Below are 18,155 nucleotides of genomic sequence, written 5' to 3'. Positions count from 1 at the left end.
ATTCATTTCACGGTCCAGGATCTGACGCGCATCACCATCGCACCCGCCGGTGACCCAGCGGTGGAGACGACATTGGCGGCTGATCTTCTGAGACGCAGGAGCGGGGGGATGATTTTCGGGCGCTGGCGCGACCTGGTGAGCCAGGCGGCGACATTCCGGCTTCCCCCGCGGCCCCGGGTGCCCGACCACCTCACGCTTCTCGCGCAGGCCGGCGACGCGGCCGTGCTGTGCGACTGGGCGGGAGAGCCCGAGCCCGTCACGGACAGCTTCTACGAGTGTGTGCTGGCCCCGTACTGGGAGCGCGTCAACGCCTATCTGAAGGCCGACGCCGAGCACCGCAGCCGCATCTTCCTCGGCGGCGGCGTGGAGGCCCTGCTCGGCACCCTGCACGCACGCATCGAGTGGAACTCCCCGGTGCTGGAGCTGGACAACGACCTGGAGGGGGAGGTCCGGCCCGAGGGCGCGGGCCTGATGATCGTGCCCTCGCTGTTCCTGCACAGCAGGCCCGTGGTCTACACGGGGTCGGGCACCGGGAACACCCCGCCCGTCCTGGTGTACCCGGTGCCGCTGGACGCGGTGACGGCGGCGGCGATGTGGGACGAGCCCGAGCACCAGGACCGGGCGCTGGGCGCCCTCATGGGCCGTACCCGCGCGAGCGTCCTGTTCGCGCTGACCGAGAGCTGCACCACCACCGAACTCGGGCGACGGCTCGGCATCTCGGCCGCCGCCGCGAGCCAGCACACGACCGTACTGCGGGCGGCCGGGCTGATCACCAGCCGCCGGAAGCTCAACGCGGTGGTCCACTCGCTCACCGACCTGGGGCTGACCCTGCTCCGGGAGAGCGACGAATTCTCCGAGTGCTGCCGCGCTTCCTGACCACCGCCGACAGCTCCCCCGGCTACCGCCGGATGGTGCCCCCTTCTGGTCGAAGGCAGCGGCGCAGGCGCCAATTCAAGCAATCGCATCACCAATCCCCGTGAAATTCCCGGATGTTTGCGGAATCCGGGCGGCACCGTGCTGCCCGGAGCGCCGCGGTGTCACCCGTCCTCCCTTCCCGAGAGGCATTCAGTGGGCTACGAGATGACCGAGAACCTCAGGCAGGCGTCCTCGCTTGGCGCCGTCCTGCGTGGGCACGCGCGCGACCGCGCGGACCAGGACGCCGTGGTGTTCGTACGCGACCCGCAGACGGCCGACGCGGACACCCTCAGCTACACACGGCTCGACCGCAGGGCCGGCGCCATCGCGGCGGCCCTGCGGGCGCGGGCCCGGCAGGGTGACCGGGTGCTGCTGCTGTACCCGCAGGGCACGGAGTGCGTCGCGGCCTTCGCCGCTTGCCTGTACGCGGGCATGCCGGCCGTCGTGGCGCCGATGCCCGGCAGCTACCAGCAGGACCGCAAGCGCGTCGGCTCCATCGTCGTCGACGCCGGGGTCTCCGTCGTGCTCACGGACACCGCCAATCTCCCGGCGGTCCGGGAATGGATCGACGCCGGGGCGCTGTCCGGACTGTCCGTCCTGGCCAGCGACTCCGTCGAGGACGGCGAGGGCGGCCCGGTGCCGCTCGCACCGGCCGACTGGTCGACGACGGCGATGCTCCAGTACACCTCGGGCTCCACGAGCGACCCCAAAGGCGTCGAGGTGACCCACGGCAACCTGATGCACGACATCGCGGCGTTCATCGAAGCCCTCGGCGCCGACGAGCCGGTCAGGACCGGCGGCTGGGCGCCGCTCTACCACGACCTCGGACTCATCCTGCAGACACTCGCGCCGCTGGCCATGGGCAGCACGGTGGTGCTGATGTCGGCGGTGACGTTCGTCAAGCGCCCCGTCCAGTGGCTGAAGCTGATCGACAGCTATGACCTGGCGTTCTCCGCCGCGCCGAACTTCGCGTTCGAGCTGTGCACCGTCAAGGTCACCGATGAGCAGCTGGCCGCCCTCGATCTGTCCCGCTGGCGCTACGCGCTCAGCGGCGCCGAGCCGGTGCAGGTGTCGACCATGCGCAGGTTCACCGCGCGCTTCGCCGCCGCGGGGCTCGCCGCCGACGCGTTCGGGGCCTGTTACGGCCTGGCCGAGAGCACCGTCTTCGTCTCCGGCTCGCCCGGACGCGAGCAGGTCGTCGCCGAACTCGACCCGGCGCTGCTGGAGCGCGGGCAGCTGCGGCGGGTGACGGGGGACGCCCCGGGGCGTCCGATGCCCAGCAACGGTGCCGTGCGCGACGTGGAGGCGCGGATCGTCGACCCGGACACCCACGCGGAGCTGCCCCCCGGGTCGGTCGGAGAGATCTGGCTGCGCGGCGCGAGTGTCGCCCGCGGCTACTGGGGCAATCCGCAGGCCACGGCCGACACCTTCCACGCCCGTACCAAGGACGGTGACGGACCGTTCCTGCGCACGGGTGACCTCGGCGGCTTCCTGGACGGCGAGCTGTACATCACCGGGCGCCGCAAGGACCTGATGATCATCAACGGGCGCAATCTGCACCCCCAGGACGTGGAACACGTCCTGCGCGACCGCCACGCCGAACTCGACGGACTGCCGGGCGCCGTCTTCACCGTGCCCGCGCAAGACGGTGACGGCCTGAGCGACGACGCGCTCATCGTGGTCCAGGAAGTCCGCGGGCGCCCCTCCCCGGACCGGGCACAAGCGCTCGCCCGCACCATGCGGGACACCGTCTCCAGCGAGTTCGGGGTGCGCGCGGCCGGGGTGCTGCTGATGCGCCGGGCCGGGGTCCGGCGCACCACCAGCGGCAAGATCCAGCGTGCGGCCATGCGGGAGCTGTTCCTCTCCGGCGGCGTCGAACCGCTCTTCGCGGATCTGGACCCCCGGTTCGCCGGGCTCGCCGGGCGGGGGAGCACGGCATGACCCGCCCCCTGATCGCGCTCGACGCGCCCCGGCTCGACGATCTGCTGACGCGGGCCGCAGGTCCCGGCGGCGCCTTCGACCCCGCCGAACTCGCCCGGCTGGACGAGGCGGAGGAGTTTCCCGGGGCCGCCCACCGGCTCCTCACCGACGCGGGCATGGGCGGCCACTACGTCCCGGTGCGCCACGGCGGCCTGCTGCACGGCCTGGACGGCGCGATGGCGGCGCTGCGGACCGTCGCCCGCCGCGACCTCACCGTCGCCATCGCCCACGGCAAGACATTCCTCGGTGCCATGCCCGTCTGGGTCGCGGGTGACGCGGAACAGGCCGACCGGCTGGCCCACGAGATCACCTCCGGTGCCGAGGTGTGCTGGGGGCTGACCGAGGCGGGCAGCGGCAGCGATCTCCTCGCCGGACGCCTCACCGCGCGGCGGGTGGCCGGCGGCTTCGAACTCGACGGCGGGAAATGGCTGATCAACAATGCCACCCGGGCCCGGTTCGCCTGCGTCCTGGCCCGCACCCGGCCCGAAGGCGGGCCGCGCGGCTTCGGGTTCGTCCTGGTGGACAAGGACACCCTGCCCCCGGGCGCGTACCACACGCTCCCCAAGGAGGCCACGCACGGAGTCCGCGGCGCGGACATCAGCGGCATCGCCTTCACCGGGGCGAAGGTGCCCGGCTCGGCGCTCGTCGGGCCGGACGGCTCCGGCTTCGAGGTCGTCCTCAAGTCCCTCCAGCTGACCCGGATCTTCGCCACCTCGCTCTCGCTCGGTGCCGCGGACCGCGCCCTGCCGCTGGCCGTACGCTTCCTCACCGACCGCCCCCTGTACGGGCAGCGCCTCGCCGACCTGCCCCGGGTCCGCCGGATCCTGGGCGACGCGGCGGCCGCGGTGCTGCTGGCCGAGGCGGTCGCCGTACTGGCCGGGCGCGCCGCCCAGACGCTGCCCGGTGAACTCGCCCTGATCTCCGCCGTGACCAAGGCGTTCGTACCGACGACCGTGCAGCGCGCGGTGGACGCCCTGGCCGACCTGCTCGGTGTGCGCGGCTTCCTGACCACCGTCCTGGAGCACGGGGCGTTCGCCAAGCTCGACCGCGACCACCGGATCGTGGCCGTCTTCGACGGCAGTACGGCGGTCAACCGGCATGCGCTGATCACCAACTTCCCGCTGCTGGCCCGTGGTTACGCCACCGGAGCCTGCGATGAGCCGGGACTGCTGGCCGCCGCCCGGGTCGGCGCCGGACAGCCGCCGCTGGACCCGGCCCGGCTGTCGCTGATCAGCGGCGGCGGGTGCGGCGTCGTCCAGTCCCTGCCGCGTACGGCCGAACAGGCCGCGGCCCGCGGCCACGAGGACATCGCCGCCGCCGCCCGCCTCCTGGCCGAGGAGGCGACACGGCTGCACGAGGAGATCGCCCAGCGGCGCGAGCCCCCCGGGGCCGCCTCCGCCGAGGCGTTCGTCCTGGCGCAGCGCTACGAACTCTGCTTCGCGGGCGCGGCCTGCCTCGTGCTCTGGCTGCACAACGAGCCCGCGCCCGGGGCGCGGTGGTGGCGCGACGCCCTGTGGGTGCGCGCGGCCCTGACCGCGGCCCTCACCCGGCTCGGCCTCGACGCGCCCGCCGGTCCCGACGCCCGCGACCTGCTCTGCGACGACCTGCTCGCCGCCGGTCTCGTCGAGGGCGAATTCTCGTTGCTCTCGGGCCTGGAGGCCTCATGACCGTCGGCCACTCCCGCATCGAGGAGCTGGAACGCCACCTCGGGAACCCCTTCGACGGGACCAACCCGGTGGGGTTCGCCGCGCTGCTCCGGGCGGACGAACGCGGGGAGATGTGCGCCGAGAGCGAGCGGGCCCTCGACGCGTACGGGTTCAACGCGGAGTTCGTCCCGGTGGAACTCGGCGGTCGGCTGTCCCGGCTGGACGAGGTCGTCGCCGCCCTGCGCGCCCTCTACCGGCGTGACCCTTCCCTCGGGCTCGGCTACGGCATGAGCTCGTTCATCTCCTCGGTCAACGTGTGGCTCGCGGGCGACGAGAAGCAGCGCCTCATGGCCGCCGACCTGCTGCTCGGCAATCACCGGATCGCGGCCGCCTACCACGAGCTGGCGCACGGTAACGACATGGCGGGCGCGGAGTGCGCCGTCATCGACGCCGAAGGCGTGCCCGTACTGCGCGGACGCAAGGAAGTCGTCACCAATGTGCGCCGCGCCCAGGGGCTGGTCGTCTTCGCCCGCACCGACGAGCGGCCCGGCAGCCGCAGCCACTCCCAGGTCCTGCTGGACAAGCGCGCCCTCGACCGCGGTCTGCTGCGCGACCTGCCCCGCTTCCCCAGCTCGGGCATGCGGGGAGTGCAGCTGCACGGCATCGAGTTCGTGGACTGCCCGCTGCCGCCGCACAGCATCCTCGGACGCCCCGGCGACGGTCTGGAAACCGCGATGCGCTCCTTCCAGATCACCAGGACGGTGCTGCCCGCCGTGATGTGCGGGCCGGTGGAGACCGGACTGCGGGTGGCGCTGAACCACCTGACCACGAGAAGGCTCTACGGAGCCCCGGCGGCGGAGCTGCCCTTCGTACGGTCCGCGCTCGCCGGTGTCTTCGCCGACCTGCTGCTCGTCGAGTGCTTCGGGGCCGCCGCCATCAGGGCCGTGCACGTGCTTCCCGGCGAGGCCAGCGTGCTGTCCTCGGTCTACAAGCACTTCGGCTCGGCGGTGCTGCTCGACGCCATGAACAACCTGTCCGAACTGCTCGGCGCCCACTTCTACCTGCGCACCGGACCCGCGGCGATCTTCCAGAAGCTGCTGCGCGACGTGCGTCTTGTGGGCTTCGGACACGCCGCGCGAGGCGCCTGCGAGTCGGCCGTACTGCCACAGCTGCCCGTCCTCGCCCGGCGCTCCTGGTCGGCCGCCCCGGCCGCTGACGCGCCAGCGAACCTCTTCGACCTCGCCGCCGACCCCGGGCCGCTGGTGTTCGACCGGCTGAAGCTCACCGCCGGCGGGCGCGACGCGCTGAGCGGTTCGCTGGCCGAGTCCGTCTCCCGGCTCAGCGGCCCCGCCGCCGCCCTCGGCGAGGCGTTCCTCGCCGAACACGCCGCACTGGCCCGCGACTGCCGCGGTCTCGGGCCCGCGGACCTGACCGTCACGGCACCCGCCGAGGCCTCGCGCCTGGTGACCCGCACCGGACACGTGCTCGCGGCCGCCGCCGTGCTCGGTGTCTGGCGGCACAACTCCGGCGGCGCCCTGCCCGGCGACCCCATCTGGCCGCAGGCCCTGCTGGCCCGCCTCCAGGGACGCCTGCGCGGCAGGCCGGCCGTGCTGCCCCCGGCCGCCGAGAAGGCGCTGTACGCCGAGCTGACCGACCGGTTCCACACCGGCCGTTCCTTCGACCTCACCGCACGGCTCCTGCCCGACGGAGCGCCGGTGGCGAGGCCATGACCCCGACCCACACAAGGAGATCGCCATGCCGGGTTCCACCGAACAGCAGACCGTGCCGGACCAGGCCGCGCTGCGGGAGTGGCTGGCCGCCGAGGTCGCCGTGCTCCTGGGCATCGAACCGGAGACCGTCGACCGGTCGGCCCGGTTCGGCGAGTACGGACTGGAGTCCATCTCCGGGCTGACGCTCGCCGCCGCCATAGAGGACCACCTGGGGATCGAACTCGACCCCACGGTCGTCTGGGACCACCCCAGCATCGACGCACTCGCCGCACATCTCATCGAGGCCCAGGCCGCCACGTCCTGAAGCCCCGCCGACGCCGACCTGGAGCATCCACTGTGAACACTCGCCGCACGGGCCCCACCCCCCTGCCCGCCACGGCCGCGCAGCGCGGCGTCCGCGTCGCCGAGGAACTCGACGCGGACACCACCAGCTTCCACTGCGGAGCCGTACTCCACATCGCGGGATCCATCGACGCCGAGGTGCTCGGCCGGGCCGTGGCCCGCGCGGTGGAGGAAGCCGAAGCACTGCGCGTGCGGTTCACAGCCGATGACGACCGGCTGCTCCAGCACATCCTGGCCCCCGAAGAGGCCGCCCAGGAAGGCGGGCTGACCGTCGTCGACTTCAGCGGACGGCCCGATCCGGCCGCCGCCGCCGATGCCTGGGCGGCGGGCCGGATGGCCGCGGCACCGGCGATGCTCGGACCGGAACCGCTCGTCTCCCACGCCCTGCTGCTCCTCGGGCCCGACCGGTCACGGCTCTTCCTGAGCTACCACCACGCCGTGCTCGACGGCTTCGGCCAGAGCCTCCACACCGCGAGGATCGCCGAGATCTACACGGCGCTGGCCACGGGCGCGCCCGTCCCGCCGCCGACCGTGGGCCGCCTCGCGGAACTGGTCGAACAGGACCTCGCGTACGTCTCCTCCACCACCCGGGAGCGCGACCGGCGGTACTGGCTCACCACGATGGCGGGCCTGGACACGCCCCAGGAGCGGGCGGCCGGGCAGGCCGGGCCCGCGCTACGGATCCGCGGCCGCCTGAGCCAGGAGCAGACCCGCCCCCTCACCGAGGCCGCGCGGGCGGCGGGCGTCCCGTGGACCGCGATGGCCATCGCCCTGGCCGCCGCGCACCGGAGAGCCACCACGAGCGAGGACGAGATCGTGCTCGGCCTGCCGGTGACCGCCCGGCTGGGCCGCGCGGCGCTCACCACCCCCGGCATGCTCGCCAACGAGCTGCCGCTGCGCCTGACCGTCGGCCGCTGGACCACCCTCGACGCGCTGGTGGGCCAGGTGCGGCACTCGGTGGGAGCACTCCTGCGCCATCAGCGCTACCGCGGCGAGGACCTCCACCGCGACCTCGGCAGATCGGGGGAGAGCGGCGGGTTCGGCGGTCTGATGCTCAATGTGATGGCCTTCGCCCGGGTCATCCGGTTCGGTGCGGCCGAGGCCGTCACCGACCAGCTGTCCACCGGTCCGGTGCGCGGACTGACCGTCAACCTGCACGGCGAGGCGGACGGTGACGGTGGCCTGGCGCTGGACCTGCACGCCGATCCGGACGCGTGGACCGAAGACGACCTGACCGGTTTCCGCGACGGACTCATCCACAGCCTCCAGCACGTCGCCGCCGCCCCCGGCCGCCCGCTGGGCTCCCTCGGCACCGGGCCCGACGGCACCAGGACCGAGCCGCTGCGCGGCGAGACCGTCCCCCGGGATCCCGGTGCGGGCGGTCTCGCCGGGGCGTTCGAGGAACGGGCCGCCGAAGCGCCCGGAGCGGTCGCCCTCATCCACGGCACCGGCTCCACCACGGCAGGCGAACTGAACGCAGCCGCCAACCAGCTGGCCCGCCTTCTGCGCGCGCGGGGGGCGGCCCCGGAGTCGCTGGTGGGCCTCTACCTGCCGCGCTCCCCGGAGCAGGTGACGGCGGTGCTCGCCGTGCTCAAGGCCGGAGCCGCCTACCTGCCCCTGGACCCGGCCTATCCGGCCGAGCGCACCGCGTACGTCCTGAACGACGCGAAGCCGTCCCTCGTGATCACCACCGCCCGGTTCGCCGACGCGCTGCCGCCCGGCCCCGCCCACCTGGTCGTGCTGGACGACCCCGGGGTACGGAGCGAGCTGGCGGCCTCGTCCGCCACCGACCCGGCCGGGCCGGAACGCCCCGCCGTCACCCCGGAGTCGGCCGCGTACGTCATCCACACCTCCGGATCCACCGGGCACCCCAAGGGCGTCGTGGGCCTGCACGGCGGCGCGCTCAACCGCGTCCACTGGTTCGCCGCCGCCCACCCCCTCCCGCCCGGCCGTCCCGTGCTGGGCAAGACCTCGCTCAGTTTCATCGACGGCACTACCGAACTCTTCGGCGCGCTGCTGCACGGTGCCCCGCTCGTCCTCGCCGCCGACACCGCGCTGTCGGCCGCCGAGGACATCATCGAGCTGGTCGACCGGCACGGCATCGGCCGGGTGAGCCTCGTCCCCAGCCTGCTGTCCGCGCTGCTCGACAGCGACCAGGCGCATCGTCTGCGCGCCTGCGGAGTGTGGGTGAGCAGCGGTGAGGCGCTGCCCGCCGAGCTGGCCGCCCGGGTGGCCGACGTCCTCCCCGGGTCCCGGCTGCTGAACCTCTATGGCTCGTCGGAGGCCACCGGCGACAGCCTGGCCGCCGTCTGCGCGGACGGCGACGTCAGCCTCGGCACACCCGTCCACAACACCACGGCCCTGGTCCTCGACGACCGGCTCGCACCGGTGCGCCCCGGGCAGGTGGGAGAGCTGTACCTGGCCGGTGCGGGCCTGGCCCGCGGCTACCTCGGCCGCCCCGATCTGACCTCCGAGCGGTTCGTCGCCGCAGCGGACGGCACCCGTATGTACCGCACCGGCGACCGGGTACGCCTGCGCCCCGACGGGCACCTCGGCTACGTGGGCCGCGCCGACGCACAGGTCAAACTGCGCGGCAACCGGGTCGAACTGGCCGAGGTGGAGGCCGCCCTGCGCGGCGCGCCGGGCGTCGCCGAGGCGGCCGCCGTCGTGCACGGCGCGGACGGCGACGGCCGACTGGTCGGGTACGTCACCCCGGCGGCCGGCCGGCCCGACCCCGAGCAGGTCAAGCGGCACACCGCCACCGTGCTGCCCGACTACGCGGTGCCCGCCGCGGTCGTGGTACTGGACACCCTGCCGCGCACCCCCAGCGGCAAGACCGACCGGCGTGCGCTGCCCGCTCCCGAGTTCACCACCCGATCGGGGCGCGCGCCCTCCGGCCGCGCGGAGACGGCGCTGTGCGAGCTGTTCGCCGACGTCCTCGGCGTGGGCCCGGTCTCCGCCGAGGACGGCTTCACCGACCTGGGCGGAGACAGCATCAAGGCCCTGCGCCTCGTCGGGCGGGCCCGCAGGGCGGGGATCGTGTTCAGCGCGCGCGAGGTGTTCGAGCACCGGACGCCCGCCGCGCTCGCCGTCGTCGCCGCGTCCGGTGACGCGGACACCAAGAAGCCCGCCGCCGAGCTGCGCGGCCCGCTGTCCCCGGACGAGACCGCGGCGGTCCTCGCGGAGCGCGGGGAGGGCGAGATCCTGCCCGTGACCCCGCTCCAGGAGGGCCTGCTGTTTCTCGGCCTCCTCGACGGCTCCGACGTGTACGTGGTGCAGAGTTCGCTGGACCTGGACGGCGCGGTCGACGCGGACCGTATGCGCGGCGCGCTCGCCGGGCTCCTGGACCGCCACGCCAACCTGCGCGCCGCGTTCCTGTACGAGGGACTGAGCGCGCCCGTGGCGTTCTGCGCCTCCCGCGTCCCCGTCCCCTGGCGGCACAGCGACCTCTCCGCGCTCACCGCGGCGGAGCGCGAGGAGGCCGCGCGCCGCGCCGCCGACGCGGACCGCGCGGAACCGTTCGACCCGGCCGCGCCCCCGCTGCTGCGGCTGCGTCTGATCAGCCTGGACGGCACCCGCCACCGACTGGTGCTCACGTACCACCATCTGCTGCTCGACGGGTGGTCCCTGCCCATCCTGCTGAGCGAACTGCTGCGGCTGTACGCCGCGGACGGCGACGCGGCGCGGGCGCCCGCCCCGCCCGTACCCTTCAGCGAGCACCTGCGGCTGCTGGGCGCCAGGGACCGCGCCGCCGCCGCCGACGCCTGGCGGCAGGCCCTCGCAGGCCCCGCCGAACCCACCCTCGTCGCACCCGGCGCCGACGGCGTGCGGTACCCGTCGGAGACCGCGGAGACGCGGCTGACACCACGGGCCACCGAGCGCCTCGAACGGTGTGCCCGCGCCGCCGGACTGACCGTCGCGTCCGTGGTGCAGGGCGCCTGGGCGCTGGTGCTCGGCCAGCTCACCGGCCGCGACGACGTCGTCTTCGGCAGCACCGTGTCCGGCCGCCCCGCCGAACTCGACGGCCACGCGGGCATGGTGGGCCTCTTCGCCAACACCGTGCCGGTGCGCGTGGCCTGGACCCCACGGGAGACCCTGCTCGACCTCATGGTCAGGGCGCAGGCCGAGCAGAGCGCGCTCCTGGAGCACCAGCACCTCGGCCTCGCGGAGATCCAGCATGCCGTCGGTGCGGAGCAGCTGTTCGACACCCTGCTGGTGGTGGAGAACCAACCCAGTGGACACGGCGAGCTGGCCGCCGCCGCCGACGCGGCCGCGGTACGTATCACCGGCACCGGATTCCGCGACGCCACCCACTACCCCCTCACCCTGACCGTGCTGCTGGGCGACGAACTCGTCCTCCAGCTCCAGCGCCGCGCGGACCCCGAGGGACCGGCCGGGGCCGAGGCCCTGCTGGAGCGGGTGGCCGGGGTGCTCGCCGCGCTCGCCGAAACCCCCTCGCCCGCGCTCGGGCGGCTCGGCATCCTCACCCCCCGGGAACACCACCAGGCCCTCACCGCGGGCGACAACACCGCGCATCCGCCGCTCGATCTCACCGTGGGCGAGCTGCTGGAACGCCAGGCCGCGGCCACACCGGACGCCATCGCGCTGGTGGGCGAAGGCGAGGCCCCGCTGACCTTCGCCGCGCTGGACGCCCGGGTCAACCGCCTCGCCCGCCACCTGATCGCCCGGGGCGCCGGGCCCGGAACCGTCGTCGGCCTGCTGCTGCCCCGCCGCGCGGACCTGGTCGTGGCACTGCTCGCGGTGCTCACGTCCGGTGCGGCCTACCTGCCCATGGAGGCCGACCTGCCGCCCGCCCGCGTCGGGCGCCTGCTGGCGGACACCGCCCCCGTGCTCGTGCTCACGGCGGGCACCGCCCATGACACCGGCGACGTGACCGCCCTGGACCTCGACGACCCGGACACCCGCGCCGCCGTGGAGCGCCTGCCGGACGGCCCGGTCACCGACGCCGAACGCCTCCGCCCCCTCACCCCCGCCGACGCCGCGTACGTGCTCTTCACCTCGGGCTCCACCGGCCGCCCCAAGGGTGTGGTGATCGAACACCGGGGCGTACGCAACCTCGTCGCCCAGCACCACGAGGCGCTGGCGGGCCCGCACATCCAGCGGCCCCACGGACGTCCGCTGCGCTTCGTACTGACCGCGCCGCTGTCCTTCGACACCTCGTGGGAAGCGCTGATCTGGATGCTCGCCGGGCACGAACTCCACCTGCTCGGCGACACCACCCGGCGCGACGCCGCGGCGGTGGTGAGCTACCTGCGGACCACCGGGGCCGATGTCCTGGACGTCACCCCCTCCTACGCGGAAGTCCTGCTCGACGAGGGTCTGCTCGACGGCCCGGCCGCCCCCTCGATCCTGCTGCTGGGCGGCGAGGCCGCGGGGGAGCGGCTGTGGACCCGGCTGAGATCGATTCCGGGACTGGAGGCACACAACCTCTACGGACCCACCGAGTTCACCGTCGACGCCCTGGCCGCCAACCTCGCCGACGCCGCGGGGCCCGTCATCGGCGCGCCGGTGCGCGCCACCGGGGCGCACATCCTGGACAGCGCGCTGCGGCCGGTGCCCACAGGGGTGCCCGGGGAGCTGTACCTGGCCGGGGAAGGGCTCGCCCGCGGCTATCTGGGCCGCCCCGACCTGACCGCCGAACGGTTCGTGGCCTGCCCGTTCGGCGCGCCGGGCGCACGGGCGTACCGCACCGGTGACCTGGTGCGGCGCCGCCCCGACGGGCTGGTGGAGTATCTGGGCCGCGCGGACAACCAGATCAACATTCGGGGCTTCCGGGTCGAGCCCGGCGAGGTCGAGGCCGTGCTGGGCGAGCACCCGGGGGTGGCCCGAGCGGGCGTGACGGTCCGGGAGGACCGGTTGGTCGCCTACGTCGTGGTACGCGAGGACGCCGCACCCGGCCCCGAGGAACTGCGCGCCCACGCCCTGCGGTCGCTGCCGCGCTACGCCGTCCCGCAGGCCTTCCAGCTCGTGCCCGAACTGCCGCTGTCACCCAACGGCAAACTCGACCTGGCGGCACTCCCCACCCCCGCGGCGACGCCGCCCCCCGCCGGGCGGGCACCGCGCGGCCACCGGGAAGAGGTGCTGTGCACCCTGTTCGCGGAACTGTTCACAGCGGACTCCGTGGGGCCCGACGAGAGCTTCTTCGAGCTGGGCGGCCACTCCCTGATGGCCACCCGGCTGGCAGGCCTGGTCCGTACCGCCCTCGGTGTGCGGATCAGCGTCCGGGATGTGTTCGACGCCCCCACCCCGGCCGCACTGGCCGCCCGGCTCGCCGGCGCGGAAACGGCCGCGACGGCGCCGCGCGCACCGGCCCGGCGCCCCGGGCGCGTCCCGATGTCGCACGCCCAGCGCCGACTGTGGTTCCTGCACCAGCTCGAAGCCTCCCGCACCACCTACAACATGCCCATGGCGCTGCGCCTCGCGGGCCAGCTGGACACCGGCCTGCTCGGCGCCGCGCTGGCCGACGTCGTCGACCGGCACGAGATCCTGCGCACCGAGTTCGCCCAGGACGGCGACGGGCCCTACCAGGTGGTGCGCCCGCACACCCCCGGGCCGCTTCCGCTCACACCCGTCGAGGTGAGCACCGGCGAACTGGCCGGACGGCTGCGCCAGGAGGCTTTGCGCCCCTTCACCCTCTCCGGCGAACCCCCCTTCCGCGCCGCCCTGTTCCGCCTGGCACCGGAAGAACACGTGCTGCTGCTGGTCGCCCACCACATCGCGGGTGACGGCTGGTCCATCGCCCCGCTGCTGGCCGACCTGGCGCACGCCTTCGCCGCCCGCAGGCGCTCCACCGCCCCGGTCTGGACCGCACCCGCCGCGCAGTACGCGGACTTCACGCTCTCCCAGGCCGCGCTGCTCGGCTCCGAGGAGGACCCGGACAGCGTCGCCTCGCGGCAGCTCGCGTACTGGCGGGACGCCCTGGCCGATCTGCCCGAGGAGATCGCCCTGCCGCTCGACCGGCCCCGCAGCCCCGCGGTGTCCGACCGAGGCGGCAAGGTGTTCTTCGACGTCCCCGAGGAGTCCCGCCGACGGCTGGCCGCACTGGCCGCGTCGGTCGGCACCACCCCGTTCGTCGTGCTGCACGCCGCGGTGTCGGTGCTCCTGTCCCGCCTCGGCGGCGGCACCGACATCCCGGTCGGCGCCCCGGTCGCCGGCCGCACCGACGAGGCGTTCCACGGCGCGGTCGGCGCGTTCGTCAACACCGTGGTCCTGCGCACCGACCTCTCCGGCGGACCCACCTTCCGTGACCTGCTGAGCGCGGGCCGGGAGACCAACCTGAGGGCGCTCGCGCACCAGGACCTGCCGTTCGAACGGCTGGTGGAGGTGGTGCGCCCGGCCCGGTCGCTCTCCCGGCACCCGCTGTTCCAGGTGATGCTGGCCTTCGACGACGCACCGACCCAGGCCGTCGTGGACTCGCTGGCCGGATTCGACGGCCTGGCGGTCACCGCGCACGAGGTGCCGACCGGGCTGGCCAAGTTCGACCTCGGCTTCACCCTCACCGAGAACACCGGCCGCGGTGGCGGGCTGCGCGGTGAACTGGAGTACCGTGCCGACCTGTTCGACGAGGCCACCGCGCGGTCCGTCGCCGAACGCCTGGTCCGCGTCATCGACGCGGCCGTCGCCGAACCCGACGCCCCCGTGGACACGTTCGAGGTGCTCGGCGAGCCGGAGCGGGCCACGATCCTGTCGCGGTGGGGAACCGGCGCCCCCGGCCCCGCCCCCCGGACCCTGCCCGCGCTCTTCGAGGACCAGGTGGCGCGGGCCCCCGACGCCACCGCCGTGGTGCGGGGCCTCGGAGACGAGACGCTCACCTACCGCGAACTCAACGAGCGGGCCAACCAGTTGGCGCGCCACCTCGTCGCCCTCGGCGCGGGCCCCGACCGCTTCGTCGGCGTCTCCCTGCCACGCTCGGTCGAGTGGGTCGTGTCCTGGCTCGCCGTGGCCAAGACCGGGGCCGCGTTCCTGCCCATCGACCCCGCCTACCCCGCCGAGCGCATCCGCTTCATGCTCGGCGACGCCCGACCGCACCCGGTCCTGACCCTGGCCGAACTGGCCCCGCCGCTGCGCGCGGCCGGAGCCGACTGCCTGCCCGTCGACAGCCACGCCCTGGCCGAAACCCTCCGGGAACTCCCGGCGGGCGACCTCACCGACGCCGACCGGACCGTGCCGCTGCGCCACGCGCACGCCGCTTACGTCATCTACACCTCGGGATCGACCGGAGTACCCAAGGGAGTCGTCACCCCGCACACCGGGATCGCGGCCCTGTCCGCACTCCAGCGGTCGGTGCTGGGCCTCGGCGCGGGCAGCAGGGTCCTCCAGCTGGTGTCCACCAGCTTCGACACCTCGCTGTGGGACTCCTTTTGCGCACTGCTCTCCGGCGCGACCCTGGTGCTCGCACCCCAGGACACCCCCCTGGGCCAGGACCTCGCCGACTTCGTGCGCGACGCCGCGGTCACCCATGTCGCCGTGCAGCCCGCCGTCGTCGCGAACCTCCCGGCGGACAGCCTGCGCGAGGGCGTGACCCTCACCCTCAACGGCGACGTACTGCCGCCCGGCCTGGTGCACCGCTGGCTGCCGGGGCGCCGGATCCTCAACGGCTACGGACCCACCGAAGCCACCGTCGGCGCCGCGATCTGGGACTGCGGGCAGCTGCGGGGCAGCGGCCCCGTGCCGATCGGCCGTCCCTTCGACGGCAAGCGGCTGTACGTCCTCGACGAACGGCTGCGCCCGGTGCCGCCCGGTGTCCCGGGCGAGCTGTACATCGCCGGAGGCCTGGCCCGCGGATACCACCGCCGGGCCGCGCTCTCCGCCGAGCGCTTCGTCGCCTGCCCCTTCCCCGCGCCGGACGCGCCCGGCGAGCGGATGTACCGCACGGGCGACCGGGTCCGCTGGAACCGGCACGGTGCGATCGAATTCCTCGGCCGCACCGACGACCTGGTCAAACTGCGCGGCTTCCGGATCGAACTGGGAGAGGTCGAGACCGCGCTCGCCGCGCACCCGGCCGTGGCGCAGAGCGTGGCCGTGGTGCGGGAGGACACCCCGGGAGACCGGCGCCTGGTGGCGTACGTGGTACCCGAACCAGGACGGCGCACCGACCCCGAGGAACTGCGGACCTGGCTCGCCGAGCGGCTGCCCGCCTATCTGCTGCCCTCGGCCTGCATGCTGCTGGACGCCCTGCCGCTGAACGTGAACGACAAGGTCGACCGGCGCGCGCTGCCGCGCCCCGAGACGGTCCACACGGCCGGGCGAGCACCCCGTGACGCCCGGGAACAGCTGCTGTGCGACCTGTTCGGCCAGGTGCTGTCCACCGGTCCCGTGGGACCCGACGACGGCTTCTTCGACCTCGGCGGCGACAGCATCCTGTCCATCCAGCTGGTCAACGCGGCCCGCCGGGCCGGACTCGCCCTCAGCACCCGGGACCTCTTCGAACACCGGACCCCGGCCGCTCTCGCCGCCCTCGTGCCCGCGCCGTCGGCCACCGCCACCGGCCCGGACACGGGCGACGTACCGCTGACGCCCGTCGTGCACCGGTGGCGTGAACTGGGCGGCCCGACCGCCTCCTTCCACCAGTCGGTCGCCGTCCCCGTACCGCCCGCGCTGGGGCTCGACGCGCTCACCGCCGCCGTCGCGGCGCTCCTCGACCACCACGACGCACTGCGGCTGACCCTGACGACCTCGCCTCGGTGGCAGCTGCGGGTGCCGGAGCCCGGCGCGCGCGACGCGGGCCGCCAGGTACGCCGGGTCGACGCCTCCGGCGTCCGGGACACCGCGTTGCGCGACCTCCTCGCCCGGGAAGCCGCCGCCGCCCGGGCCCGGCTCGCCCCCGACCGGGGCGAGGTGTTCCAGGCCGTGTGGCTCGACCGGGGTGCCGAGCCCGGCCGACTGCTGCTGGTGGCCCACCACATCGCCGTGGACGCGGTGTCCTGGCGCATCCTGCTGCCCGACCTCGCCGAGGCCTGGCAGGCCGTGCGCGAGGGCCGCCCGGTGCGGCTCGCACCGGTGCCGACGTCCCTGCGCGCCTGGGCGACGGGCCTGCACCGGCTGGCCGCGGAACCGGCCCGCGAGGCGGAACTCGGCCCCTGGCTGCAGCGGGCCGACGCGGACCTCGAACCCGTCGGCGGACGGCCGCTCGACCCCGCCCGCGATGTCCTCGCGACGGCCGGACGGCTGGTGCTGGAGCTGCCGTCCGAGGACACCGCGAGGCTCCTGGACGCGACCGCCGGGCTCCGCTGCGACCAGCGGGAACTGCTGCTCGCCGGACTGGTCGTCGCGGTCTCCCGGTGGGACCGCGAGCGCCCCGGAGTGCTGGTCGAGATCGAGGGCCATGGCCGGGCCGAGGACATCCTGCCCGGTACGGACCTCTCCAGGACCGTCGGCTGGTTCACCTCGCTCCACCCCCTGCTGCTGCCCGCCGGAACCGACCTGGACGACGTCCTCACCGCGGTCAAGGAGCGCGTGCGGGAGGTGCCCGACCAGGGCATCGGCCACGGGCTGCTGCGTCACCTCAGCCCGTCCGCCGGCCCCCGGCTCGCCGCACTGGCCCGCCCCGACATCGGCTTCAACTACCTCGGACGCGTCGGTGCCGCCCCCGGCGGGTTCTGGACGTCGAGCGCCGACGAGGGCGCCGCCCTGGACGAGCAGGACCCGGCCACCGCGCTGTCGCACCCCCTCGCCGTGGACGCCGTCGTGCTGGACGGCGCGGACGGCCCGGTCCTGACCGCCACCTGGACCTGGGCGGGGGAGCTGCTGGAGCCCGGCGCGGCCCGGCGCCTGGCGGAGCTGTGGTTCGTCGCCCTGCGGGAACTGGCCGCCCACGACGGGGTGCTGGCGCCCCCGGACGTGGCCGCCCCGGGGCTCACCACGGGTGACCTCGCCACGCTGCGGGCGCGGTACCCGGACCTGGCGGACGTGCTGCCGCTCTCGCCGCTCCAGCAGGGGCTGCTGTTCCACCACGTGCACCACGCATCCGCCGACGAAAACCGTGCCGACCAAAACCGTGCCGACGAGGCCCGTACCGACGAGGACTACGTCGTGCAGTGCGCGGTGGACCTGGACGGAGCGCTGGACGTCACCCGGTTCCGGGCGGCCGCCGGGGCGCTGCTGGACCGCCACGCCAACCTGCGGGCCGGGTTCCGGCACGAAGGGTTCGACCGGCCCGTACAGGTCCTGCCGGGGAGTGTTCCCGTGCCCTGGACGTACACGGATCTCACCGCGCTCGGCCCCGCTGCCCGCGCGGCGGCCCTGGAGGAGACCGCCGATGGGCTGCGCGCGCGGGGCTTCGACCTGGACCGGCCGCCGCTGCTGCGGTTCGCGCTGCTGCGCACGGGGGAGAACCGGCACCGGCTGATTCTGACGCTTCATCACATCCTGCTGGACGGCTGGTCGATGCCCGTGCTCTTCCACGACCTGCTCCAGCTGTACCGGATGGGCGACCCGGGCCTGCTGCCCGCGGTGCGGCCGTTCCGCGACCATCTGCGGTGGCTCGCCGGGCAGGACCGTCAGGCCGCCGCGGACGCCTGGC

At 74.5% G+C, this 18,155-nt stretch carries 6 protein-coding genes; all 6 read left to right on the top strand.

Annotation, left to right across the window (positions count from 1 at the left end; genetic code table 11):
- Window positions 1–108 precede the first annotated feature (108 nt).
- The gene (locus tag ACFV9T_RS28925; RefSeq protein ID WP_385445356.1) at window positions 109–876 is read left to right on the top strand and encodes an ArsR/SmtB family transcription factor; all 768 of its coding nucleotides are present in this window, start codon (window positions 109–111) and stop codon (window positions 874–876) included.
- A gap of 204 nt (window positions 877–1,080) precedes the next feature.
- Complete coding sequence (locus ACFV9T_RS28920; protein WP_385445354.1) at window positions 1,081–2,856, top strand: fatty acyl-AMP ligase; 1,776 nt, start codon at window positions 1,081–1,083, stop codon at window positions 2,854–2,856.
- Window positions 2,853–4,562, top strand: a complete 1,710-nt coding sequence (locus ACFV9T_RS28915; protein WP_385445352.1) for an acyl-CoA dehydrogenase family protein — start codon at window positions 2,853–2,855, stop codon at window positions 4,560–4,562. Before ACFV9T_RS28920 ends, ACFV9T_RS28915 begins: the two co-directional genes overlap by 4 nt.
- The gene (locus ACFV9T_RS28910) at window positions 4,559–6,271 is read left to right on the top strand and encodes an acyl-CoA dehydrogenase (protein ID WP_385445350.1); all 1,713 of its coding nucleotides are present in this window, start codon (window positions 4,559–4,561) and stop codon (window positions 6,269–6,271) included. Before ACFV9T_RS28915 ends, ACFV9T_RS28910 begins: the two co-directional genes overlap by 4 nt.
- 25 nt (window positions 6,272–6,296) lie before the next feature.
- Window positions 6,297–6,575 (top strand): acyl carrier protein, encoded by a 279-nt coding sequence (locus tag ACFV9T_RS28905; RefSeq protein WP_385445348.1) that lies wholly within the window; start codon window positions 6,297–6,299, stop codon window positions 6,573–6,575.
- 32 nt (window positions 6,576–6,607) lie between these two features.
- The coding region (locus ACFV9T_RS28900) for an amino acid adenylation domain-containing protein (RefSeq protein ID WP_385445346.1) at window positions 6,608–18,155 on the top strand (11,548 nt) is incomplete at its 3' end.

This window comes from Streptomyces sp. NPDC059850, from assembly GCF_042731515.1.
Taxonomy (GTDB): domain Bacteria; phylum Actinomycetota; class Actinomycetes; order Streptomycetales; family Streptomycetaceae; genus Streptomyces.
Note: the sequence above shows the minus strand (reverse complement) of the source record. Positions and strands in the feature narration are given on the sequence as shown.